The 22838-nt window shown below is 39.7% G+C and carries 27 protein-coding genes, 1 tRNA gene and 2 pseudogenes; 6 read left to right on the top strand and 24 right to left on the bottom strand.

Translation table 11 applies throughout. The features are described from left to right. Positions 1-14: 14 nt before the first annotated feature. The 16 genes from N2257_03210 to cmk all read right to left on the bottom strand — a co-directional run bounded on the left by N2257_03210 (position 15) and on the right by cmk (position 13693). The gene (locus N2257_03210) at positions 15-1292 is read right to left on the bottom strand and encodes a S41 family peptidase (GenBank protein MCX7793402.1); all 1278 of its coding nucleotides are present in this window, start codon (positions 1290-1292) and stop codon (positions 15-17) included. A 10-nt stretch (positions 1293-1302) separates the two neighbouring features. After that, positions 1303-2547, bottom strand: coding sequence for a peptidoglycan DD-metalloendopeptidase family protein (locus tag N2257_03205; GenBank protein MCX7793401.1), 1245 nt, complete (start codon positions 2545-2547; stop codon positions 1303-1305). A 1-nt stretch (position 2548) separates the two neighbouring features. Next, positions 2549-3430, bottom strand: a complete 882-nt coding sequence (locus N2257_03200) for an ABC transporter permease (GenBank protein MCX7793400.1) — start codon at positions 3428-3430, stop codon at positions 2549-2551. Further along, entirely contained in the window at positions 3427-4095 is a 669-nt protein-coding gene (gene ftsE / locus N2257_03195) for a cell division ATP-binding protein FtsE (protein ID MCX7793399.1), read from the bottom strand. The genes N2257_03200 and ftsE overlap by 4 nt, the downstream gene beginning before the upstream one ends. 52 nt (positions 4096-4147) lie before the next feature. Next, positions 4148-5101 (bottom strand): transketolase family protein, encoded by a 954-nt coding sequence (locus tag N2257_03190; GenBank protein MCX7793398.1) that lies wholly within the window; start codon positions 5099-5101, stop codon positions 4148-4150. A 7-nt stretch (positions 5102-5108) separates the two neighbouring features. Next, entirely contained in the window at positions 5109-5948 is an 840-nt protein-coding gene (locus N2257_03185) for a transketolase (GenBank protein MCX7793397.1), read from the bottom strand. A 579-nt stretch (positions 5949-6527) separates the two neighbouring features. Beyond that, positions 6528-7079 (bottom strand): hypothetical protein, encoded by a 552-nt coding sequence (locus N2257_03180; GenBank protein MCX7793396.1) that lies wholly within the window; start codon positions 7077-7079, stop codon positions 6528-6530. Between the two features lie 60 nt (positions 7080-7139). After that, positions 7140-7496: a hypothetical protein gene (locus N2257_03175; GenBank protein ID MCX7793395.1), complete on the bottom strand. Its 357-nt coding sequence runs from the start codon at positions 7494-7496 to the stop codon at positions 7140-7142. Further along, positions 7493-8140: a cytochrome b N-terminal domain-containing protein gene (locus N2257_03170; protein MCX7793394.1), complete on the bottom strand. Its 648-nt coding sequence runs from the start codon at positions 8138-8140 to the stop codon at positions 7493-7495. The genes N2257_03175 and N2257_03170 overlap by 4 nt, the downstream gene beginning before the upstream one ends. A gap of 6 nt (positions 8141-8146) precedes the next feature. Further along, complete coding sequence (locus N2257_03165) at positions 8147-8599, bottom strand: Rieske 2Fe-2S domain-containing protein (protein MCX7793393.1); 453 nt, start codon at positions 8597-8599, stop codon at positions 8147-8149. Between the two features lie 82 nt (positions 8600-8681). Further along, a complete protein-coding gene (locus N2257_03160; GenBank protein MCX7793392.1) occupies positions 8682-8978 on the bottom strand; it encodes an integration host factor subunit beta in 297 nt (98 codons plus the stop codon). Between the two features lie 107 nt (positions 8979-9085). Further along, a complete protein-coding gene (sppA, locus tag N2257_03155) occupies positions 9086-9934 on the bottom strand; it encodes a signal peptide peptidase SppA (GenBank protein MCX7793391.1) in 849 nt (282 codons plus the stop codon). Positions 9935-9936: 2 nt separating this feature from the next. Then, positions 9937-11565: a 30S ribosomal protein S1 gene (rpsA, locus tag N2257_03150; GenBank protein ID MCX7793390.1), complete on the bottom strand. Its 1629-nt coding sequence runs from the start codon at positions 11563-11565 to the stop codon at positions 9937-9939. Positions 11566-11629: 64 nt separating this feature from the next. Beyond that, entirely contained in the window at positions 11630-12463 is an 834-nt protein-coding gene (locus tag N2257_03145) for a 4-hydroxy-3-methylbut-2-enyl diphosphate reductase (protein MCX7793389.1), read from the bottom strand. After that, entirely contained in the window at positions 12460-13056 is a 597-nt protein-coding gene (locus N2257_03140; protein MCX7793388.1) for a 1-acyl-sn-glycerol-3-phosphate acyltransferase, read from the bottom strand. The genes N2257_03145 and N2257_03140 overlap by 4 nt, the downstream gene beginning before the upstream one ends. Beyond that, the gene (gene cmk / locus N2257_03135) at positions 13037-13693 is read right to left on the bottom strand and encodes a (d)CMP kinase (GenBank protein MCX7793387.1); all 657 of its coding nucleotides are present in this window, start codon (positions 13691-13693) and stop codon (positions 13037-13039) included. The genes N2257_03140 and cmk overlap by 20 nt, the downstream gene beginning before the upstream one ends. 18 nt (positions 13694-13711) lie before the next feature. Here cmk and N2257_03130 point away from each other — a divergent pair, with 18 nt between their 5' ends. The 3 genes from N2257_03130 (at position 13712) to N2257_03120 (ending at position 14563) form a co-directional block, all read left to right on the top strand. Next, positions 13712-13903, top strand: a complete 192-nt coding sequence (locus N2257_03130; protein MCX7793386.1) for a nucleotidyltransferase domain-containing protein — start codon at positions 13712-13714, stop codon at positions 13901-13903. A gap of 232 nt (positions 13904-14135) precedes the next feature. After that, positions 14136-14381 (top strand): hypothetical protein, encoded by a 246-nt coding sequence (locus N2257_03125; GenBank protein ID MCX7793385.1) that lies wholly within the window; start codon positions 14136-14138, stop codon positions 14379-14381. Next, positions 14378-14563 carry a DUF86 domain-containing protein gene (locus tag N2257_03120; protein ID MCX7793384.1) on the top strand — a complete coding sequence of 62 codons (186 nt, stop codon included), beginning with the start codon at positions 14378-14380 and terminating at the stop codon, positions 14561-14563. The genes N2257_03125 and N2257_03120 overlap by 4 nt, the downstream gene beginning before the upstream one ends. A gap of 5 nt (positions 14564-14568) precedes the next feature. Here N2257_03120 and aroA read toward each other — a convergent pair whose 3' ends face one another. Further along, positions 14569-15933: a 3-phosphoshikimate 1-carboxyvinyltransferase gene (gene aroA / locus N2257_03115; protein MCX7793383.1), complete on the bottom strand. Its 1365-nt coding sequence runs from the start codon at positions 15931-15933 to the stop codon at positions 14569-14571. Between the two features lie 201 nt (positions 15934-16134). Here aroA and N2257_03110 point away from each other — a divergent pair, with 201 nt between their 5' ends. After that, entirely contained in the window at positions 16135-16581 is a 447-nt protein-coding gene (locus N2257_03110) for a nucleotidyltransferase domain-containing protein (protein ID MCX7793382.1), read from the top strand. Continuing rightward, on the top strand, positions 16562-16990 hold the full coding sequence (locus tag N2257_03105; GenBank protein ID MCX7793381.1) for a DUF86 domain-containing protein: 429 nt from the start codon (positions 16562-16564) through the stop codon (positions 16988-16990). The genes N2257_03110 and N2257_03105 overlap by 20 nt, the downstream gene beginning before the upstream one ends. 89 nt (positions 16991-17079) lie before the next feature. Here N2257_03105 and N2257_03100 read toward each other — a convergent pair whose 3' ends face one another. The 5 genes and pseudogenes from N2257_03100 to N2257_03080 form a co-directional block, all read right to left on the bottom strand. Continuing rightward, positions 17080-17304, bottom strand: a complete 225-nt coding sequence (locus tag N2257_03100; protein MCX7793380.1) for a hypothetical protein — start codon at positions 17302-17304, stop codon at positions 17080-17082. 50 nt (positions 17305-17354) lie between these two features. After that, positions 17355-17987 (bottom strand): annotated as a pseudogene (locus N2257_03095) (site-specific DNA-methyltransferase). A 251-nt stretch (positions 17988-18238) separates the two neighbouring features. Continuing rightward, positions 18239-18819, bottom strand: a pseudogene (locus N2257_03090) (ThaI family type II restriction endonuclease). Position 18820: 1 nt separating this feature from the next. Further along, entirely contained in the window at positions 18821-19675 is an 855-nt protein-coding gene (locus N2257_03085; protein ID MCX7793379.1) for a prephenate dehydrogenase/arogenate dehydrogenase family protein, read from the bottom strand. A 287-nt stretch (positions 19676-19962) separates the two neighbouring features. After that, positions 19963-20790 (bottom strand): hypothetical protein, encoded by an 828-nt coding sequence (locus N2257_03080; protein ID MCX7793378.1) that lies wholly within the window; start codon positions 20788-20790, stop codon positions 19963-19965. Positions 20791-20807: 17 nt separating this feature from the next. Here N2257_03080 and N2257_03075 point away from each other — a divergent pair. Further along, positions 20808-20894 (top strand) — tRNA-Leu (locus tag N2257_03075). 48 nt (positions 20895-20942) lie between these two features. Here the strand turns inward: N2257_03075 and N2257_03070 are convergent. Beyond that, positions 20943-21737 carry a TonB family protein gene (locus N2257_03070; GenBank protein ID MCX7793377.1) on the bottom strand — a complete coding sequence of 265 codons (795 nt, stop codon included), beginning with the start codon at positions 21735-21737 and terminating at the stop codon, positions 20943-20945. Then, a complete protein-coding gene (locus tag N2257_03065) occupies positions 21734-22837 on the bottom strand; it encodes an NAD(P)/FAD-dependent oxidoreductase (protein ID MCX7793376.1) in 1104 nt (367 codons plus the stop codon). Before N2257_03065 ends, N2257_03070 begins: the two co-directional genes overlap by 4 nt. Position 22838 lies beyond the last annotated feature (1 nt).

The raw sequence follows: 22838 nt of genomic DNA, 5'->3' as shown, positions 1-22838 counted from the left end.
CTAAGCAGTATTATTTATGTCTGGGGCAATTTTTTAAATATATCCCAGGTCTTCAGAAGCTCAATTGCCCTCTGGAGCTGAAGGTCATCTTTTTCTTCTACCTCAACCGGTGCTGTCTCAAGAGGAAGCTCTTCACCCTTTTCCTGAAGATGCCTCTGAATATCTTTTTCTCTGAGCACAGGTCTTTCCTTATCCGGTGTTTTTGACTCAAGCTTAACAACAATGTCAGGCGTGATTCCTTCTCCGTGAATAGATGTACCGTTTGGTGTATAGTATTTTGCTGTTGTCAGCCTAAGTCCTGAACCATCACTCAGAGGAACTATATTCTGCACAGAGCCCTTACCAAATGTGGTTGTTCCGAGCGTTATTGCCCTCCTGTGGTCCTTAAGAGCACCAGCTACTATCTCAGAAGCACTGGCACTTCCGTGATTCACAAGTACAACAACAGGCAATTTATAATTTGGTCTCAGACCTTCTGTAAAGTATTCTGTCTTTTCCCCTGTCCTGCCCTTTATGGATACAACGAGTCTTCCCGGTTCAAGGAACTGGTCTGCCACCTCCACTGCACTCTGAAGTAATCCGCCGGGATTGTTTCTAAGGTCTAAAATCAGGGAACTAACCTTTTCCTTTTCAACCAGATCCCTGAGGGCCACAGCAAGGTCGTTAGCTGTCTGCTCCTGAAAGGCAGAGATTTTTATATAGCCAATACCCTTTTCTATTATCCTTGATTTTACACTCTTTACATGGATTATATCCCTTACAAGGGTGAAGTCCTGAGGAGCCTTCCAGCCTTCTCTCATTATAGTAATCGTAACCTTAGTTCCCTTTGGTCCGCGCATCTTGTTGACAGCCTCCTGAAGGCTCATATCTACTGTTGATTCACCATTAATCTTGATAATCTTATCTCCTGCCTTGATGCCAGCCCTCCAGGCAGGGGTATCTTCAATGGGAGCTATTACTGTCAGGATGTTGTCCTTTATGCCTATCTGGATTCCTATACCGCCAAATTCTCCCTTTGTCTCTATCTGCATTTCCTTATAAGCCTCTGGAGTCATGAAGCCGGAATGGGGATCAAGGCTTCCTACCATACCCTTTATGGCAGAATATATCAGGTCCTTTGTTTTCACCTCGTCAACATAGTTTCTCTTTATTACTGAAAAGGCCTCTGTAAAGACCTTCAACTCCTCATAGCCTTCTGCTCCGCTCTTGGTGGCTGTGCTTATCCTGCCAATAAGCATGCCTGAGAGGATGAGCAGAAGCACTACTGCAATGCGCAATATCTTTTTCTTCATTCTTCTCCTCCTATCTTTTCTTTAACCACTGAAGGGGGTCAAGGGGTTTACCCCTGTAACGAATCTCAAAATAGAGAACCATACCATCCATCAGCTGAGATTCACCGACCCTTCCAATGGCCTGTCTTTCTATTATTATATCTCCTGGCTTAAAAAAAATCTCAGATAGATTGGCATAAACACTATGATAATTACCACCATGACTTATAATTATAACCTTTCCATAACCCCTGAGCTCACCTGTATAGGCAACCCTTCCGCTGTACACAGCATGAACCTGAGAATCTTCCTCTGTGAGTATATAAATACCGCTCCTGAAAACAGGAACTCCTGTTAGCGGATCTTTATGATAGCCAAATGGAATCTTTACCTTTCCATTTACAGGCCAGGAAAGCCTTCCCCGTTTTGAAAGGAAACTCCTGTCTTCTGCTGCACTACCCCTTATCCGAGATTCTTCTATTATCTTTGTAAGTCTTTTTGCTGATTCTGATAATTCCCTGAGCATCCTTTCATAATGTTCCCTTTTTTCCCTCACACTGGCAAGGACTATGTTCTTTTCCTTTCTGAGTTTTAAGAGATTGAGCTCCTCTGTCTCTATCTCAGCAATCGTCTTTTTTATCTCCCTCCTTAACGATGAAAGCGCAGTCTCTTTTTTTCTCAGCTCTTCTATATCATTTTTTAGCCTGTCCATTATCCTTTTGTCATATCTGGCAAGTAATGTTAGATACCTCCAGTTTCTTAGAAGTTCTCCTCCGTCTCTTGAAGTGAGGAGAAATTCCAGCTCCCTTGTATAACCGTAAATCCAAATTGTCCGCACTTTTTTCTTCAACCAAGCCATCCTGCTTTTTAATCTCAGCTCAAGCGAGGCTATCTCTTTCTGGGTGGCAAAAATTTTTCCTTCGGTCTCCCTCAATCTTCTTCTATTTTCTCGTATCCTTTCCCTTACCTCTCCAAGTTGTGAGTTTAAGCGGTCAAGTTCATTTAATATTGAAAATTCTCTTTCCTGTTCCTTTCTGAGATTCTCCTCATATTTCTTAATATCCTTCTCTATCGCCTTCAGTCTCTCCTCAATGTCCTGTGCATGGGAAGGAATTACATAAATAACAATCACCTGAAAAAGGCAGAGTAATGACAGTTGAATGTAACAGTAAAATTCAGACCTGATGCATGATAAATAATAGAGGATACCTGATAGTCCTGAGCTCTGAATCCTGCATCTTCCATAGACAGCCATTCTTCTGCACTTCTGCACCACTTCAGTACCTTATTCTACCAATACTGAGTATTGCTCCTGTGATTCCCAGAATGACACCGGAAAATAGTAAGCCGATTATGAAATAAAATATCTGGGCCTGAAGATTAAAGGTGGTAATAAAGGGCATCTTTTCTGAAAGAAAATTCAATGCCTGATAGAGTCCTGTGACCGCAAGGGATGCTATGAGACCTCCGGCGAGTCCGATAACAGCACCTTCAATAAGAAAGGGTGCTTTTATAAAACCCCTTGATGCTCCGAGGAGCTTGAATGTCTCAATCTCCTCTTTCCTTCTGTAAAAGAGTATCTTTATTGTTGTATAAAAGTTAAATATTATCCCTGCCATCATTATTAAAAGAAAGGCCGCACCCAGCTTATCAGAAAGCCTCTTTATCAAAACAATTGACTCCATTAAATCCTTCCCATAATCTATATCCTCTACCTCGGGAATGGATCTGAGCTGCTGAAGGAGGCTATTAATAGCATCTTTTTCTAAATGTTCCTGTTTAAGTTTTATCTCCACTGAGTCAGGCAAAGGATTTTCATCAAGTCCTTCTAAGAGAAGACTTGAATCTTTTAATTTATTTTTAAGCTCATGAAGTGCTTCATCTCTGGATATAAATTTTACAGACCCTATCATTGAATTTTCTTTCAGGCTCCTGATCACCCTGTCTATCTGCTCCTCTGAGGTTCTGTCCTTCAGATAAAGGATAATCGTAAGCTTTTCAGGCAGTTTTTTTGTAATTAAATTAATATTTAAAACAGCAAGTACAACTATTCCAACAAGAAATAATCCGATGCCTGCTGAAAGGGCTGCCATAATATTTATCCACAATTCCTTTCTGAGGCTCTCAATGGCAAATCTGAAGGAATAACCTGTAATCACAGGACCTCCACTCCTGTAAGTGCACCTTCTTGAAGTTTGAAGACCCTCCTGCCACTATGGGTATAGAGGTCGGGATTGTGAGTGGCAATAACCACTGTTGTTCCCCTCGCATTTATCTCTTTGAATATATCCATTACAGCTTTTGTGTTTTCAGGATCGAGATTACCAGTTGGTTCATCGGCAAGGAGAATCAGCGGTTCAGCCACTATTGCCCTTGCAATAGCTACCCTCTGCTGTTCACCACCGGAAAGAGCTGGTGGATAAGCATCTATTTTGTGTCTAAGATTCACGAGTCTAAGACTATCAAAAACGAAATCCTTGAGGTCTCTTTCTTTAAGTCCCCTTATTCTGAGGGGCATTGCAACATTCTCAAAAACAGTCTTTGTATCAATCAGCCTGAAGTCCTGAAAAACTATGCCGATCATCCTTCTTAAAAAGGGTATATTCCTCTGATGGATGGTGGAGAGTTCATATTCTCCGACAACCAGCCTGCCTTTATCAGGTCTTTCGTGGGCATATATCAATTTCAGAAGCGTGGTTTTTCCTGCACCTGATGGACCTGTGATAAAAACAAGCTCTCCCTTTTCTATTGAAAGGGTTATCTCCTTAAGGGCAAGCTGTCTTTCATATATCTTGGAAACACCTTCAAAGTGAATCATATTCATTTAATCCTGATGAGCAGTACGGGCTGATGAGTATTTTTTTCATTATTCCTGATCACGCATTACGAAGCACTGAAAGAATATCCTCAGCTATCTGCTCACCCGTAAGTTTAAAAAATTTCATCAGCTCGCCTGACGAACCCGAGGTTCCAAATCTATCCCTTATTCCTATCCTTAATACAGGTTTTGGTTTTACTGAAGAAAGAAATTCACAAACCGCTCCACCAAGACCGCCTATCACTGAATGTTCCTCAGCTGTAACAATTAAGGATGCATCTGATGCCTTCAAAAGCATTTCCTCATCAAGTGGTTTTATGGTTGACATATTTATAACACCAGCATCTACTCCATTTTCTTTAAGTATCCCTGCTGCAATGAGTGCCTCTGCTACCATCACACCACAGGCAATAATATTTACATCCTTTCCAAAACCGAAGGCGTGGGCCTTGCCTATGGAGAATCTGTATTCCTGAGGCATAACAGCCCTAACCTTTGCCCTGCCAAGCCTAACATAAACAGGTCCTTTATATTTAACAATCTCTTTAATAACAAGTTCTGTCTCGTAGGCGTCAGCAGGCACTATAACGGTCATGCCGGGTATGACGCGCATCAAGGCGATATCCTCAATTGCCTGATGGGATGCGCCATCTTCACCAACTGTAATTCCTCCATGGGTTGCAACAATCTTTACATTAAGGCAGCTGTAGGCAATGCTCTGTCTTATCTGTTCCCATGCCCTACCAGTGGCAAATATGGCAAAGGTAGAGGCAAATGGAATCTTCCCTGAAAGAGACAGTCCTGCTGCTGTAGCCATCATATCCTGCTCAGAGACACCCATATTAAAAAATCTCTCAGGGAAAGCCTTTGCAAACTTCTGGGTCTTTGTAGAAGAGCTCAGGTCTGCATCAAGGACAACTATATCAGGATTTTCAAGACCAATTCTGTAAAGAACCTCTCCATAGGCATCTCGTGTTGCCGCATCAACTCCACTGAAAGATTTGATCTCCATTTTGGTATCAGATACCTGTCCCATCACCAAGTTCCCTTAAGGCAATTTCGAGCTCCTCTTTTGTTGGAGCTACACCATGATATTTGACCTTATTTTCAAAGATCGATACACCCTTTCCCTTAATTGTTCTTGCAAGTATTACAGTTGGTGCACCCTTGAGGGTTTCTGCTCTGTCAAGGCTATCAACTATCTGCGCCATATCATGACCGTTTATTTCAATGGTATGCCATCCAAAGGCCTGAAATTTTTTATCCACTGGCTCAATATCTTTTACCTCTGAAATTGGTCCATCAATCTGTAGGGCATTAAGATCCACTATTGCACAGATATTATCAAGTTTATAATGAGAAGCAGTCATGGCAGCTTCCCATACCTGACCTTCCTGAAGTTCACCATCGCCAAGAAGACAGTAAACCCTCGAAGGAAGTTTATCAAGCCTCAATCCCATGGCTATTCCATTTGCTACACTCAAACCCTGTCCCAGGGAACCTGTTGATATCTCAACACCAGCAAGGTTCTTTGAACAGGGATGTCCCTGAAGAGGGCTTCCTAATTTTCTTAAGGTCTTAAGGAGAGACTTATCAAAATATCCACTCATCGCAAGCACTGCATAAAGAAGAGGAGCAGCATGCCCCTTTGACAGCACAAATCTATCCCTCTCTCTCCAAAAAGGAGCATCAGGCCTGTGTCTCAGTTTATAAAAATACAGGGCAGTTACTATATCAGCAGCTGAAAGACTACCACCTGTGTGACCGGAGCCAGCCTCTGTAAGCATCTTGAGGATCTCAATCCTCAAAAGCCTGGCTTGATTGTTGAGATAACCAATATCCCTCTTCTGAACAAGCATTTTTCATTATATTATATTTAAAGACAGGTATACAATAGCAAAATTACTCCTGTGGATTGCCTATAGGAAAGTCCTATACTGTAAAGTATAAACTCTATGTCATCCTTTTTGGATTTTTAAAGGGTCTATTTAGCTAAATTTACCATAAGATTGTCAGTTGACTTTATACAATAGAGTTTTATCATAATTCTCTATCACACAGAAATGTAAAAATCTGAGTGCTTTACCAGGATAGAGATCTTTATATTTCCAATGCCCCGGGTCAGTTTCAACCCTGTGCCTTGGACCTCCTCCACCACCCTCTCCAGTGTTTAGAATTGAAAAGTTTGAGTCTTCCATTATAAATCCAATATTCTTCCATATAAAGCTATACCACCGTTTCTTCTCAAGATGCGGGAAACGAAAAAAAGTCTCAAGGGCTTTTGAATTTCCATAAAATTCATTATTACCCAGTAAACTATGGAATCCTCTTCTTATGTATTTATATCATCAAAGGTTGTTAATAACTTGCTTGTAATACTTCTATTCCCGGGCGTTGTTGTATGTGTTTTTAATGAATGCATTTTTTTTATTTCAATTCTATGTATTCTTTTTCTTTTTCATTATATGCTCAAGAAGTATGTCATCAAGGGAGCGGCAGGAATGGCTTTTGGTTGGAGTGTGTGTTTGAGGATCGGTATTTATTCCTCCATCATCCTTCTTAGACTCTGTGAGAGAAATATTTGACGAGGACCTATCCGATTCCTTTGAAAGGACTTTATCTCCATTTCCTTGGTTGAGAGATCTTTCAGGCTGGTTTGTTTCTGGAACCTCTGCTGATGCACTGCGAATTTCCTGTAGTGGAGACCTCTGACCTTTTATAATATCATCAAATCTTCCAGCAAGAAGCTCTGTTATCATTGATTTGTGCTGATCCGTCATAAGCTGTTTTATCCTATCTCTAATAACATTAGATATTGAAACTGTATCATCAGGTATGAGCTCTTTATAGCTGGTCTTTTTTGAAACAAGTATCACACCCCCCCTGTAAAGAAGTGTGGTTATAACAGGATTTCTGAGACCACTATCTTCTGTCTGAACATGAAACACCTCTCCTCTGTATTTAATATTTGTGTTAAAACCAGTGAGCATACTATAGAATATCATAAAAGAGCCATGGGCTGTAAGGCTAAGGTACAGACATGTGAAAAATTACACCAGAAAAACTGAAATAATAAAAAAACAGAGAAGAATCCCTATGAGCAGAGATGTAAATAACCTGCCAAACCTCCTGTCAATCCAGGGCACTGCAAATAATATAAATACTGCCAGAAAGGGGATAACCACCCCGCCTATCACAGCAAGGTCTCCGTGAAAATATCTTAAGAGTCCAAAAAGCCACAGGTAGTACCATTCTGGTCTTGGCTGGTAAGGTGAAAGAAAATCTATCTCCCTTCCTGTTGATGGTGGAAAAAGAAGGGCGAGGATGACTGTAATTTCAATCAGGACAAAAACAAAGAATAAAATCTCGATTAGATAATCGGGATAAAATCTCTTATGTTCCTTCATAGAGGTCTCGAGATACCAAGTTTCCTTACCATATGAAAATGAACCCAGAGTAACAGGAACATTAAAAGAGGAACCCATATTATATGGAGCCCATAAAATCTTGTAAGTGTTGCACCTGATACCTCAGGTCCTCCTCTTATAACCATCAGGATATCATCTCCAACAAGTGGAATTAAGGAAATAATATTTGTTCCAACCACTGTTGCCCAGTACGCCTTCTGATCCCAGGGTAAGAGATAGCCTGTAAAACCCTCTAACATTGCAAGAATAAAGAGGCATACACCTGATACCCAGTTTAACTCTCTGGGTGGCAGATAGGCTCTGGATATAAAAACTCTGAGCCCATGAAGAATGATAGATATTATTAGCAGTGTTGCTGACCATTTGTGCACGCTTCTTATAAATCTGCCAAGAGGCACCTCATTATTAAGCCTCACTATACTCTGGAAGGCCTCTTTTTCTGAAGGAACATAAAAAAATGTAAGGAAGGCTCCAGAAAAGACAAGAATCATAAAGGATGTAAAGGCCATACCACCGAGACAGTAAAAATAACTCAATCCCGGTGGAACAGGTCTCTCTAAGAATCTTTTATGCGGATTTCTGAGACCGAATCTATCCAAAAACCAGTCAGTGAGCCTTGCCATAAGAAGCTAAACCTTTATCCCCACAAAGACGCTTTGATCTTCTACCTTCAGAGGAAGCCTTGTAAGTGGCATGGAAGGTGGACCAACAATAACCTCTCCATGGGTATTATATCTTCCACCATGGCATGGACATATAAATTCCTTCTTTATCCTGTTATAATTAACCATACATCCGAGGTGTGTGCATACAGGCGAGAGGGCAATCCATCCATCTAGGGTTTTTACTATATAAACATTCATATTCTTCAGACGCTGATCGCTTGTGCTCTGCTCAAGTATAAGCTCAAATTTCTTAACATCCTTTCTGGGCATCTCTTCAAGGGATGCAAGAAAAAAATACTCTATCCTTTTTTCTTTAATCCCTCCGGGCTTGAGTGAAACAAAAAAGGGTAAGGTAAGAAAGCCAGCTAAAGTTATACCAAGCTTGGCAGAAAGCTTTAGGAAACTTCTTCTTTCCAAAATTCTTCCTTATATTTACTGATTTCGATAGATATTTCTTATGAATCTAAAAACTCAAGGCTATCACTCATTAAAACAACCTTTACTTACTCTCTTGAGAAGGAGCATTCATCATCTCTATAAGCTCTTTTCCAACCTTGAAATGAACTGCCCTTTTCATTGGAACATCGACAGCTTCTCCTGTCTTTGGATTCCTGGCAACCCTGGGATTCCTTGTTTTCACTGTAAAATTTCCGAATCCTCTTATCTCAACCCTTTCTCCACGCTTGAGAGCATCCTTAATACTGTCAAAAACCGTGTCAAACATGATTTCAACCTGTCTTTTTGTAAAATTAGTACACTTCTCTGCAATCTTCTCCACAAGTTCAGACCTCGTCATAGAAACCTCCTTATAAATAATTCATGATGTCAACGATATATTATGAAAAAGAATAATGATTATAAGGTTCATAAAAGTTATCATCTATCACATTTTTTAACCCTGAATCATGGAATAAATATATATTTAACCTTCACTGATGTATATTCTTCCATAAGTCTGTCTGGCAGACTGTTTTTGAGCAGTGTTTTAAGAGAGAAGCCTTCTTCTTTTGTAACAATCTCCGGCCTTCCCTTGATACCTGAAAGTTCTGCTGCCTTTTTTATTGCGTCTTCTATATTACCAAGCTCGTCTACAAGACCGAGACTTAAAGCCTGTGAGCCTGTAAAGACACGACCATCAGCAATCTTCCTCACCTCCTCAACAGGTATGTTCCTTCCCTCAGATACTGCTTTTATAAATTGTTCATGAACCTCATCAAGTACAGACTGAAGTATCTTCCTCTGGTCTGGTTCCATATCCTTGAATACAGAGGCGAGGTCCTTGTATCTTCCACTTTTTATTACCTCTGTCTTTATCCCTATTTTATCCATAAGACCCTTTATATTTGGTATCTCCATTATCACACCTATGGAGCCTGTGAGTGTACCGGGATTGGCTATTATCCTTGATGCGGCTGCTGATATATAATAACCGCCGGAGGCAGCTACAGCTCCCATGGAAACAACAACAGGTTTCTCCTTTGCTGTCTTTTTAACCTCCTCATATATCTCCTGGGATGGTGCAACTGCACCACCAGGGCTATCAACCCTGAGAACAATTGCCCTTATACTTTTATTTTCTCTGTAATTCTTTAATTCCTCTATAGCTTCCCAGGAGGTTAATATAGGACCCTCAACCTTGATAAGACCTATCTTCTCACCTGTAACAGCATCTTTCTGAAAGAGGGTCATTAAAAGACTAAGAATTATTAAAGAGCTTATAACGAGTATAATTATGAGACAGGTTTTTTTCATTCCTAACTCCTTCTTGACTCTTCCCGAGCCTGATCTCCGCTTTCAGATTTTGATTTTCTTAGACTGAGGCCGATCTTCCTCTGATCCCTGTCTATCTTTATTATCCATGCCCTTATGGTATCACCTGATTTGAGCGAGGTTTTATCAATATCCTTTGGTATCTCCGAGGCAAATACCAGGCCTTCTACAAGGTCATCAATATCCACAAATATTCCGTGCTCTGTTATCTTGATAACCTTTGCATTAACCTCATCTCCTAGTTTGTATCTTTCAGGTATTATCCTCAACCATGGGTCCTCTGTAAGCTGTTTTAGGCCAAGAGAGAGTTTCTCTTTTTCTGGCTGGATATTCAAAATCACTGCCTCTATCTTCTGGCCTCTTTTCACAATCTCAGAAGGATGCTGAAAGTGCCTTGTCCAGGAAAGGTCTGATATATGGATAAGGCCATCAATACCCTCTGGTAATTCAACAAAGACACCAAAATCGGTTATATTTGACACCCTTCCCTCTATTATATCCCCCTGCTTGTACTTCTTTGCTATAACCTGCCAGGGGTTCGGTTTTGTCCTCCTAAGGCTAAGGGATAATTTTCTCTGAGCCTTATCAATATTCAAAATAACAACATCTACAGTTTCACCTGGAGATACATATTTTGATGGATGTTTGGGCCTGTTAGACCAGTCCATCTCGGATACATGAATAAGACCGTCGATCCCATCTTCTATCCTGACAAAGGCACCATAATCTGTAATGCTTATAACCCTTCCTTTTATCTTTTGTCCTGATGCATATCTCTGATCAATATTCAACCAGGGATCTGGCTTTTTCTGCTTGTAACCAAGTGTAACCTTCTCAGTCTCTGGTTCAAATTTCAATACCATTACCTCAACCCTGTCACCCTGCTTGAAATATTCTGAAGGATGATTGATCTTGCTCCAGGATATATCGGAGATATGAAGAAGTCCATCAATTCCACCGAGATCAATAAAAACTCCATAATCTGTAATATTCTTTACAATCCCCTTTACAAGGGCACCGGGTTTTAATCGCTCAAGAAGTAATTCTTTCTGCCTCCTTTTCTCCTCCTGCAGTATTTCTTTCCTCGAAAGGACGATATTATTTTTTTTCTTGTTTACATTAATTATCTTAAATCTGGAAGTGATGCCAATATATTGATCCTGGTTCCTCGGAAGGGAGAGATCCGTGTGAGAGAGAGGCAGAAAGGCCCTGAGACCTGAAATATCTACAATGAACCCCCCTTTTGTCTTTTCTATAATTTTTCCTTCAATGTATCCACCACTGCTCTGTGCCTGCTCAACAAGCTGCCATGCCCTGAGTCTCCTTGCCTTCTGATAGGAAAGGAGCACTATTCCATCTCCGTCAAGGATCTCCTGTATAAATACCTCTATCTCATCTCCTGCTTTTATCTCTTGTTCCTGCGGCACATCTGCCTGGGGGATAAAACCCTCAGACTTGTATCCTATGTCAACAATAATACCATCCTGCCTCTTTGCAATAACCCTGCCCTTAACTATTTCTCCCTCCTGGATGGTATGGAAATCCCTTTCAAGGAAATCAAGGAGTTCCTCGCCTGAACTATTTTCTACTCCACCAATCTGTTGAACAGTCATTGAGGAGCCCTCATTCCCTGTAGAGAAATCTAAGCTCTGATTTATCTTATCTTCTGCACCCATATTAACCCTTAAACCTCTCAAGTTTATTTATTATATCCTCTATAATCCAGTCAGGTGTTGAAGCACCTGCTGTTATACCTACAGAATTTACTCCTTCAAACCACTCTGCTTTAAGCTCCTCAGCTGTCTCTATATGATAGGTTCTTACACCTTTAGATTCACAGAGTCTTGCAAGCTGAGTTGTGTTTGCACTGTTACGACCGCCTATTACTAGCATTATATCGACATTTACTGCCAGCTCGGCGGTCTCCGTAAGCCTCTGGGATGTTGAATTACAAATTGTATTATAAACCTTAAGTTCTTTGCAAAGGGCAATTGCCCTGTGAAGCAACCTCTGGAGATTCTCCAGAGGTTGAGTTGTCTGGACAACGATACCAACCCTCTTTTGGAGTTTTACCAGCTTATCAGGGTCCGAGATAACCAGTGCATCAGGACCAGCATAACTCTTTATACCTACCACCTCTGGATGAGCTGCATCTCCGAGGATAAGAACCTGATAACCCTCTTCATGTAAAAGTTTAGCATACTGCTGAGCCTTTTTTACAAATGGACAGGTTGCATCAATAACATTTATTTGGAGAGAATTTAAATATTCATTTAGCTCCTTTTCAACACCGTGGGTTCTTATTATAACTGTCTTGATATCAGAGGGCAGACTTGATATATCACAGGGTCTTACACCCTCATGCTTTAATCGCTCAATGACCTGAGGATTATGGATAAGAGGACCGAGGGTATAAACTCCCGTACCCTCACGAGCTGCCTTCATGGCAAGCTCAATTGCCCTCTTCACTCCGAAACAGAATCCTGCCATCTCAGCTTTCTTAATCTTCATGAATGACTAAGCCTCCTAAGCTCTGAATAAACCTCCTTGGTAACCCTCTCTTCATAGTCCTTATCTGTCTCATCCTTTCTTCTTTTTATTGGCTTACCGAATATAATCTTTATCTTATAAGGCCTGGGTATAACAGCACCAACAGGCAGGACATTATGGGCACCCTTTATGTAAGCAGGAATTACCTGTGCTTCTGTAAGTGCTGCCATAAGGCCGACACCCCTTTTTATCTCCATGAGTCTACCGTCCTTGCTTCTGCTTCCTTCAGGAAATACCACAAGAAGACCGCCCTTTTTTAGAACACGCACAGCCTTTTTAAGTGTTGAAGGACCTGGCCCCTCTCTCTTTACACCTATGGAATAGGCCCTGATTATTGAGCCTATAAGTGGTACTTTGAAGAGACTTTCTCTTGCAATGAACGTTGGCCTTCTTCTGAGTACTGATCCTATCAATGGTGGATCAAGATAGCTTGTATGATTTGCTGCAATTATAACACCCCCTACTTCAGGTATATTATCTTTATTCTTCACTTCAAGTCTGAAAAGGAGTTTAAAAAAAATGTAGGCTATATATCTAATTATCCTTTCTAACATCTAATCTTTTTATTATCTCTTCTACAACCTGTGAGGGGGTTAACTCTGTAGTATCAATTATTATAGCACTCTCAGCAGGTTTAAGAGGAGCAAGCTCTCTTGTAGAATCCCTTTGATCCCTTCTGTTCATCGATTCCCTTACTTCTTCAATATCTGCTTCAATTCCTTTTTCTTTTAATTCTTTCCATCGCCTTTTTGCCCTTTCTTCAATGGAGGCTGTAAGGAAGAATTTTTTACCCTCGGGAAAGACCACTGTTCCGCTATCTCTGCCCTCAGCAACCACATCCCTTCCAGAGGCTATCTTCCTCTGGAGTTCTGTAAGGAAGTCCCTTACGACCTTTTTTGTGGAAACAATTGATGATAGTTCGCTTATCTCAGGTGTCCTGATCTCAGAGGAAACTGATCTACTGTTCAGTAATATATTTTCTCCATCATAAGATATCTTGCATTCCTGAAGAAGTCTTTGAATGGTCGCATCATCTGCTTGGATTGCATTCTTCTCTTTAAGATAAAGTGCCACGGTCCTGTAAAGGGCACCTGTATCAAGAAAAAGGTAACCGAGCCTTTTTGCAAGAAGTCTTGCTACTGTGCTCTTACCAGCACCAGACGGCCCATCTATGGTAATCACCTGAGGCATAATATATATAATACCTTTGTGGAGAAAATAGAGCAAATATGTAGAGCTTATGGTATAGCCCTCTGCTATATCTTCGGCTCAAGGGCTGAAGAGGGTTTGAGGCTTCTTAAGGGTGAAAGGCTTGAACCTGTGGATCCTGAAAGTGATATTGATTTTGCTGTACTCTTTATAAGGCCTCCAGAAGACCTCTCAAAACATATGCCATTGTAAGCACAGAATTTCAGGAGCTTGTCTCACCATTCAAGGCAGATATTCTGTTCCTTGAGGAGGTTGACCATCTCATACAGCTTGAAGCAATCAAAGGTTAAATATATACGCTGTCGATGAAGACAAAGGAGTATTATGAAGAAAAGGTTCTCATGTTTGCTTCTGATGAGCTTGTGAATAATGAAACTAAATAAAAAGGATATGTTTGAGGTTATAGAGAATGGTTATTTCCACTTTGAATATAAAGCTCATTGAAGACAGGCTTGGCCTAATAAATAAGACACTTTTTAGATTAAAAAGATTGTCCAGTATTCAAGAAGAGAAATTTTTAAGCAGTGAAGCACCTTCAATTGCTGAAAGTTATCTCAGGCGCAGCCTCGAGGCAATCTTTGACATAGGAAGGCATATCATTGCAACGAGTGCTGAAAAGCCATCTGTTGAGTACAAGGAAATAGCCATTAAGCTTGCAGAACTTGAGTGAGACCTGAAGATTTTTCCGGAATACTAAGACTTATGTCAGGATACAGAAACAGACTTGTCCATTTTTATCATGAAATTTCAGAAAAGGAGATCTATAGGATTATTCAGGACAATCTTAAGGATATAGAGGAATTTGTATTACTGATCAAAAATTTTATGGAAAAATATAGTCTAAGAACCTGAGGAGGTTATCTTCTCACCATTTTTTCAAGTATGGAAAAGAATCCGGGAAAAGATATATCCACACACTGAGGATCATTTATAATAGTCTTTCCCTCTGCAATAAGGCCTGCTATGGCAAGGGACATGGCAATCCTGTGGTCATGATAGCTTTCTACTGTTGTGCCTTTTAAAGAAACTCTACCCTTAATTGCTAAACCATCAGGATATTCCTCAATCTCAACTCCTAATTTTCTTAACTCTGTCGCCATTGCTTTAATCCTGTCAGACTCCTTTACTCTCAATTCCTCAGCACCTCTTATCTCCGTAACTCCCTCAGCCTGTGTTGCAAGGACACAGAGTATCGGAAACTCATCTATCATTAAAGGCATAATCTCTCTGCCCACCCTGACGGCTTTAAGTCCTGATGCGCTCTGGACATAAAGATCACCAACAGGCTCACCAGAGATATCCCTTATATTTTCTATCTTTATCTCTCCACCCATCTCTTTTATTACTTCAAGAAGCCCTGTTCTTGTAGGGTTCAAACAAATATTCTTAATGAAGATTTCTGAACAAGGGATAATCAATGCACCAACAATAAAAAATGCAGCAGAAGAAAAATCACCTGGCACTGTTATATCAAGAGGCTGAAGTCCGGAAGACTTAATACCCTTAACCATGATTATAGACTGCTGCCCTGCTGCTGTAATGCTCTTCTGTTCTATATCAGTACCCATTGCCCTGAGCATCCTCTCTGTATGGTCGCGGGACTTCTGAGGTTCTATTATCTCAGATATTCCATCTGCATAGAGCCCAGCAAGTATCAGACAGGACTTCACCTGAGCAGATGCAACAGGCATCTCATATCTTATTGCCTTAAGATTACCTCCCCTTATAGCCATGGGCAGGTATTTATCATGCTGTCTTGCTGATATAATAGCACCCATCTCTCTTAATGGATTAATAACCCTTGCCATTGGTCTCTGTTTTAATGAATCATCTCCTGTAAGAACAGAAAAGAAAGGATTCCCTGCAAGGATTCCAGAAATCAGTCTTGCAGTTGTTCCTGAGTTACCACAATTTATAACATCAAAGGGCTCTTTAAGACCATATAGACCCCTTCCATGGATAATTAGCTCGGAAGTGCAGAAGCTCGGAAGTGTGGAAGACTCTGCTGCTCTTCTGCTCTGCTGTTCTGCTGCTCTATTTATCCCTAACATCCTCATAGCATTCATGGTGCTTACCGGATCCTCTGCCATGAGGGGATTCCTGACAATGCTCGTGCCCTCTGCAATGGATGCAAACATGATGGCCCTGTGGGTTATAGACTTATCAGGTGGAGGTGTGAGCTCACCTCTTAAAGATTTTGCTTTATATAGCTTTATGTTCATTTAGTCTATCTGAATACCTTTTATCTTCTTTCTTCTTTAAGATATTATAAAAAATGCAATGGTAAATTTTAAGTTAATAATCTATTAATATGCAAGGGCGTTTAAATTTTTCTCTATTTTCTTAGCATAGCATATATTTGTTTTAATAGCTGAGGCTTTAATTAAGACAGGAAATAAAATAATTCATGTTATAATTACAGCATGGTAAGGATAGAAGAGATATGCAAATCTTATGATATAGCCCTCTGTTATCTCTTTGGCTCAAAGGCTGAAGAGGGTCTTAGGCTTCTTAAAGGTGAGAGAATTGAGTTAGAGGATCCTGAAAGTGATATTGATTTTGCTGTCTTATTTTTGAAGCTTCCAAAAGACATTCTCAAAACCTATGCTTTGCTCAGTTTAGAGTTCCAGGAGCTTGTCTCACCCTTCAGGGCAGACCTTTTGTTCCTTCATGAGGTTGATCACCTGATACAGCTTGAGGCAATCAAAGGGATTAATATATACGCTATTGATGAGAAGACAAAAGAGGAGTATGAAGAAAAAGTTCTCATGTTTGCCTCTGATGAGCTTGTGATTTTAAAGCTCAATGAAAAGGATATGTTTGAGGCTATAGAGAATGGTTATTTCGAGTTTGAATATAAAGCTGATTGAAGACAGGCTTGGTCTTATAAATCAGGCACTCTTTAAATTAAAAAGACTAGCTAGCATTCCAAAGGACAGGTTCCTTAGCAGCGAGGCACCTTCAATCGCTGAGAGCTACTTAAGAAGAAGCCTTGAAGCAATCTTTGATACAGGAAGACATATTATTGCAAAAACCGCTGGAAAGGCAGTCGTTGAATATAAGGAGATACCTGCAAGGCTTTCCGAACTTGGTATAATACCTGAAGAATTCGCTCAGAGGCTCAGACTCATGGCTGGATATAGAAATAGACTCGTCCATTTTTATCATGAGGTTACAGATGAGGAAATCTACAGGATTATTCAAGACAATCTTACAGATATAGAGGAATTTTTAAAATTGATAAAAAAATTTATAGAACAATACAGGCTCAGAATTTAAATACTTAAGACATTTTGCATTATAGAGTTTTATTTGTTCATTATATTTATTTTCTGAAAATTAATATCTCCTCAACACCTATTTTGCCTTTATCTGCCTTTGAATTTGTTATTAACAGAAGGATGAAGATAAAGAATTTCTTCTGGATCATCAAAATCTACTACAGCATAATCTTCACTGCATAATGCACAATGATAATGTATTGTAGTGCGATCATCAAAGTCTTCATCTCCACTCACAACAATATTTTCCCAATAATACAAGGAGCAATCACATACTTTAAATTCAGGATAATTATTTTCTTTAGATTTCATAAGTTCAATGGAATTTTTTCTTGCTTACATGAGTAATCCCTGATTCTTCTTTATGCCAGCTTTACATATTTTTTATTTATCTCATAGCCAACAAAATATCTATTAGTTTTAATTGCAGCCATGGCAGTCTGCCCACTTCCTATAACTGGATCAAGAACAATTTCACCCTCAAAGCTATAAAGTTGTATAAGTCTATAAGGTAATTCAATTGGAAAAGGTGCAGGATGTCCTATTTTAGTAGCTGGCTCTGCTGGAAAAGTCCAGATACTCTTTGTAAAGGCAAGAAACTCTTCTTTTGATATGGTGCTTTTCTATTGAGATTTTCTCTTTTAAAAGTTTCTTTTGAAAAAAACCAAAATATATTCATGAATATCTCTCAAAGTCGGATTTCTTGCTGACAGCCAACTGCCCCAGGCGGTAAAGGGACTTCCACTTGAAGCCTTATTCCATATAATTTCTCCTCTCATTAAAAAGCCAAGCTCAAGCATATCTTCAATAATAAATGCATGAAGAGGGATATAAGGCTTTCTACCGAGATTTGCTATATTGATACATGCCCTTCCACCAGGCACAAGAACTCTTTTAACTTCACTCCAGACTTTCTTTAAAAAATCTCTATATTCTTTTAATGTGAGATTCTGATCGTATTCTTTGCCTACATTATAAGGTGGTGATGTTATCATTAAATGAACGCAACTTTCTGGCAATTCCTCCATATTTTCACTTGATCTGCAAATAATTTTGTTTAAAAATTCAGATGGTGTCTTATTTTCTTTATAATTAATTCGTTCTTCTTTGGGAAGTCCTTCATAAAGCTTACTATTATAAAAGGGTGTTGAGTCATGACCAATTCTACCAGGAGAACCAAAGGGACTGGTCTTTGTACCATTACCTCTTTTGAATTTAGTCTTCATCCCAGAGATCAACCCACCTCTTATAAATCTCTCCGTTTCCACACAATCGGTATCTTTTTAGTTTCTTTATCTGTTAATAATGCTTTTAAAGCATCTTTTTTAAATTCTATACCTCTTGGATTTGTTCCTTCTTTTGGCAATTTTATATAATTCTCTCTTCCCAATTTATGAAGATATTTTATCTGAACTTCTTTTGGAATATAATAAAAACCACCTTCATGATCCCAATTTATCTGAACAAGCAAAATATCTGATGAAGGTTCGTAATTATTTAGAAATACTCTGGAACTCTTTACATCTACAGTCCAAGCAATTTTAATACCTGAAAAACCCTTGCCCGTAAAAGTCTTTATGGAAACAGGCTCACCAAAGACTTCAACATCAACCTCTGGTTTGGTAATAGCTATAGTATTTACATTTTCTTCCCAAACTTATAAAGCAATAATGCGATTATTATTTGTTCCCTTACTGTACCAACTTCCATCCCTGTTTTCCCTGCCCGAGACATCTCAATCTGTGCAAGCTGAAATAAATAAGGCAATTTTATTTGAATCTTTTTAATTATCTCTGGGTCTTGAAATAGCTCAATCACCCTTCCCATCCTACCTTATCCTCTCCCTCAACTCCTTTGCCCTTTCAAAGAACTCTTTTATTCCATCGGCATCTTCTTTCTCAAGAAGTGCCTTTATTTTTTCAATCTCTCCTTTAAAGACATCCAGCATCTCTAAAAGGTTTTCACTGTTATAAATCACTATATCCCTCCACATATCAGGAGAACTCAAGGCAATTCGTGTTGCATCTTTAAATCCCTGACCTGCATATCCAATAAATTCACTATCAATTTCCCCTACCGTATTAACAAGACTGTAGGCAATCATATGAGGAAGGTGGCTTACGGCACCATAAATTCTGTCATGCCTGTAGGGATCCATTAGTTCAACCCTGCAGCCCACCTTCTCCCAGAGATGATAAACTTTTTCAAGAGATTCTCTATCGGTCTTATCGGTGGGTGTTATAATACATCTTGCACCTTCAAAGAGTTCTGCCCTTGCATCATCAATGCCTGATCTATCACTTCCTGCTATGGGATGGGTGCCAATATAGAAGACTCCTTCTGATATTATTTTTTCGATTTCGTAAACAAGTCTTCCCTTTACACTACCTACATCAATGAGTATAGAGCTCCTTTTCAGAAAAGGATTTATCTTCTTTAAAATATCAAGAAATGCCCCTANAGGTGTTGAAAGTATTATTAGGTCTGAACCCTCACATACCTCTTTAAGGTCAAGACTGTAAGTATCGATGATGCCCCTGTCTTTTGCCCTCATGAGGTTCTTTTCATCCCTGCCAGTTCCATGGATGACCTGGCACAAGCCTCTTTTTCTCATTGCAAGTCCTAAAGACGCTCCAATGAGCCCCACTCCTATTATTGATACCTTTTTAAAATTTAATTCCATATCTTATATTCTATTGGCAGTTACAGCTTTTTTCTATAATCCTTATTATTAAGGTCGAGCCATCTCTTAACGAATCAAATTTGAGACCGGACATTTTCAAAAATGCCGTTAGTTTTTTTTCAAACCTTTCTGAGTTAATAAGCACCTCAAGGATTTCATCTTGAGGGCAGGAATACCTTAAAATATCCCTTAACTTTTTAAGAGATTCTTCCTCAGAATATCCTCTTAGATCAAGTAACATTATTGATTCCTCTTTTACTTATTATTGTCAGCTGATTTATGTATAGCTATTCATTAATATATATCCTTTGATTTATATAAGTAACCCTTTCAATAACATCCATAGAGATATCGATACTTTTAAGAATATCCTGAGCCCTGTTGATTGCATAAGGGCTTCCTCTCAACATGCCTTGAGAATTATAAATTGAAGCCTCAGAATCTCCTGCACAGGCCACTGAATCAGATATGGCTATTATTTTATCTGATGGCTTCACAGAAAATACAAGCCTTAAAATCTCAGGAGCGATATGGATACCATCGCAGATGAGCTCTATGTAAAGGTCCTTATCAAGAAGGCCGAGACCAGTAATTCCAGGCTCTCTGTGGTGTATCGGTCTCATGGCATTAAAGAGGTGTGTTATACCTGTGGCACCAGCAGACTTTCCATCAAGGGCCTCTTTATAGGTAGCACCTGAATGACCCATATGAACTGTTATGCCCAGTTTTCTACACATCTCTATGGTTCTGAGACTTCCTGGAAGCTCCGGTGCTATCGTAATGATCCTGACAATATCTTCATAACCATCAATCAATCTCATTAATGATTCAGGTGAGGGAAGAAGAAAAAATTCCTTTTTCAGACTTCCTGCATATTCTGGATTGATAAAAGGTCCCTCAAGATAGGCTCCCAGTACTCTTGCTCCAGATGCCCTTTTCATAGCAATACTGATTGTCCTTAAGATAGTTCTGATCCGGTCCGGCTCATCAGGCATTATCACTGGAAGGAATGCCTCCACTCCCATTGAGGCATAAAGAATGGAGATATTCTCAATAGCCTCAGTTCCATCTGAGATATCCCACTTACTAAGTCCGTGTATGTGAAGGTCAATCATGTGTTAAAATAATCTCAGCCGAAGTGGCGGAACTGGCAGACGCGCCAGATTCAGGGTCTGGTGGTCGCAAGGCCGTGCGGGTTCGAATCCCGCCTTCGGCACCATTATTAAGCAGCTCACTGTAATTAAATAAATACATTTCTATCCTGCAACTATCTAATATAATATCCATAAAGCGTATAAATAAAATGTCCGTCTATTATGAATTCATCAATTCCCCATTCCTGAGGCAACGGCCAGTATGGTGCTCCGTCGAATAATGCCTTCATTGCAGCCTCATCAAGCTCTCTGTAGCCGGATGTCCTTATAAGCTGAACTCTTCCTAGGCTTCCATCTTTTTTTATTGAGAATCTTATGTATAGATCTCCGTAAATACCTCTCTGGGCTGCAGAAAGAGGATACTGCCATATGGATTCTATCTTCTCCTTAAGCCTATTCATGTAACCCTGATATTTGAATTCCTTTGTATCAAAGGTCATCTTGGAGATTTTTTCTTCAACAGAGTCCTCTTTTGCCTTTTCTTTAATTATTTCTTTATCAAAAAGTCTTGAAAGTACAGGAGTATCCTTAACAGGTGGAGCTGATGTTATTTCAGGAATTCTGATAAGGTCCTCAGGTCTCTGAATTTCTTGAAAATTACCAGGACTCTGAGGAGGAGCCATAGTTTTACCCTCAGGCTTCTGCCATGAAAAGGGCATGGTACTATTCCTCTTTTGCCTGGTTACCGGAGTTCTGAGCATCTCATGTGAAAGCAGACCCTGAATCTCCTCAGGTCTTACTACCCTTGCAAAAAGTGGTGGTTTAACTGATTCTTCTTTTATAGAATAAAAATAGAAAAAAATTGCAACCATAGAATGAAGGGCAAGACTCAGGAAGAGAAAAAAGAAAGCTTCCTTTCTTATGGTAAGAAATTCCTGAGAAGGGATCCATGATAATTCCTCTTTCATATCTTTATGCCAATAAGTTTCCTGAAAAGCCTTATGTAGGAATGAAGGCTCTTTTTATCCAGAGATTTTTTAAGCCACAACTCAATTGCAATCTCCTGGGCCTCGGGCAACCTGTGTAAGTCAACAAGCTTTTCCACTAACCTGTCGTTTCTGAGAAAATATCTCCACAGGAGTTTCATAAATGAGAAACTCCTGAGATATCTTTCCTTCCACTCCTTTTTATAGATAGAAGGCCTATTCTCTATTATAGCCTCTGCTGCCAGCTTAGCTGAAGCCATGGCATAGTATATTCCTTCAAAGGTAAGAGGCAGTACAAGACCTGCTGCATCTCCAGCCAAGAGTATGCTTGGTCCATACTCTAAGATACTTCCCCTTAAAGACCAGAGGGGTATTCTATATCCTCTTAGAGGTACATTAAGTGATAGGTTTCTTTTCTTCAGAAAAAGGGAAAAATTCCCTTTTATAGACCCTGATTCATGGCTCCCCGTACCTGCAGACAGAGGAAAAACCCAGGAGTAAAAACCCGGCGCATGTTCAGAGCCAAACCAGAATTCACACCTTTCAGTATTAATTTCATTAAACTTAATACTGAGTGTAAAAACTGCATTCACTGGCCTAAGTCCAAGCGAATTCCTAGCCCTTGAATTTACTCCATCAGCTATGATGGCATATTTTGAAGAGAGTTCAATTGCTTCTTCTCCTTTTTTCAAAAGTGATTTTATAATTGGTGAGATTTCAAGAAATCTTATGAACTCTGCCTCAATAATCCTTGCACCTTTTAGAGAGGCTTTTTCTCTTAAAAGGGAATCAAATTCAGCTCTATCCACTATTGATATGGCGCCACCTTTCAGGGTTACAGAGAGCCTTTTTTGAGATGGAGGTATTATTTCCACATGATCAACCTCTTTTTTTACAATATCCAGGGGAATAAGAAACTCCTTGAAGGCTGTTGAGGGAATTCCTCCGCCACAGGGTTTAATATGTTTTAAATTTCTCTCCACAAGGACAGTATCCAGACCATACTCTGCTAAAGTCCTTGCTGCTATAGAACCTGCAGGACCTCCTCCTATTACAATAACATCAGAACTTAGCTTGACCATT

This window comes from Thermodesulfovibrionales bacterium, assembly GCA_026417875.1.
Classification (GTDB): Bacteria; Nitrospirota; Thermodesulfovibrionia; order Thermodesulfovibrionales; family CALJEL01; genus CALJEL01.
Note: the sequence above shows the minus strand (reverse complement) of the source record. Positions and strands in the feature narration are given on the sequence as shown.